The organism is Streptococcus sp. SCPM-O-B-15304 (M98) (genome assembly GCF_058200215.1).
In genome coordinates this window covers 1-708 of record NZ_JBYQGQ010000034.1, presented here as the reverse complement: position 1 = coordinate 708, position 708 = coordinate 1, and the positions used below count along the sequence as shown (strand labels likewise).

The window sequence follows — 708 nt, the reverse complement described above, 5'->3', positions numbered from 1 at the left end:
AGGTCCCGTAGTGTAGCGGTTATCACGTCGCCCTGTCACGGCGAAGATCGCGGGTTCGATTCCCGTCGGGACCGTTTAAGATAACGGAAGTTATTTTAGACTCGTTAGCTCAGTTGGTAGAGCAATTGACTTTTAATCAATGGGTCACTGGTTCGAGCCCAGTACGGGTCATCATTGCGGGTTTGGCGGAATTGGCAGACGCACCAGATTTAGGATCTGGCGCTTAACGGCGTGGGGGTTCAAGTCCCTTAACCCGCATAATAGAAATAAGCCGGCTTAGCTCAGTTGGTAGAGCATCTGATTTGTAATCAGAGGGTCGCGTGTTCAAGTCATGTAGCCGGCATTTTTTTAATATAACCAAGAGGTCGATGCGAACGTAGTTCAGTGGTAGAACACCACCTTGCCAAGGTGGGGGTCGCGGGTTCGAATCCCGTCGTTCGCTTAGAGAGGCCGGGGTGGCGGAACTGGCAGACGCACAGGACTTAAAATCCTGCGATTGGTAACGATCGTACCGGTTCGATCCCGGTCCTCGGCATATAATGAGCACCCTTAGCTCAACTGGATAGAGTACCTGACTACGAATCAGGCGGTTAGAGGTTCGACTCCTCTAGGGTGCATTTTTTCTATTTAACTCGGGAAGTAGCTCAGCTTGGTAGAGTACTTGGTTTGGGACCAAGGTGTCGCAGGTTCGAATCCTGTCTTCCCGAT

The 708-nt window shown here is 51.1% G+C and carries 8 tRNA genes; all 8 read left to right on the top strand.

Going from position 1 to position 708, the window contains the following annotated elements:
* Position 1 precedes the first annotated feature (1 nt).
* The 8 genes from AC3E7H_RS09910 (at position 2) to AC3E7H_RS09875 (ending at position 707) form a co-directional block, all read left to right on the top strand.
* Positions 2 to 74 (top strand) — tRNA-Asp (locus AC3E7H_RS09910).
* A 24-nt stretch (positions 75 to 98) separates the two neighbouring features.
* A tRNA-Lys gene (locus tag AC3E7H_RS09905) sits at positions 99 to 171 on the top strand.
* A 5-nt stretch (positions 172 to 176) separates the two neighbouring features.
* Positions 177 to 258: transfer RNA gene (locus tag AC3E7H_RS09900), tRNA-Leu, on the top strand.
* Positions 259 to 270: 12 nt separating this feature from the next.
* A tRNA-Thr gene (locus tag AC3E7H_RS09895) sits at positions 271 to 343 on the top strand.
* A gap of 27 nt (positions 344 to 370) precedes the next feature.
* A tRNA-Gly gene (locus AC3E7H_RS09890) sits at positions 371 to 442 on the top strand.
* A gap of 7 nt (positions 443 to 449) precedes the next feature.
* Positions 450 to 535 (top strand) — tRNA-Leu (locus tag AC3E7H_RS09885).
* 8 nt (positions 536 to 543) lie between these two features.
* Positions 544 to 617 (top strand) — tRNA-Arg (locus AC3E7H_RS09880).
* A gap of 16 nt (positions 618 to 633) precedes the next feature.
* A tRNA-Pro gene (locus AC3E7H_RS09875) sits at positions 634 to 707 on the top strand.
* The last annotated feature ends 1 nt before the right edge of the window (position 708 follow it).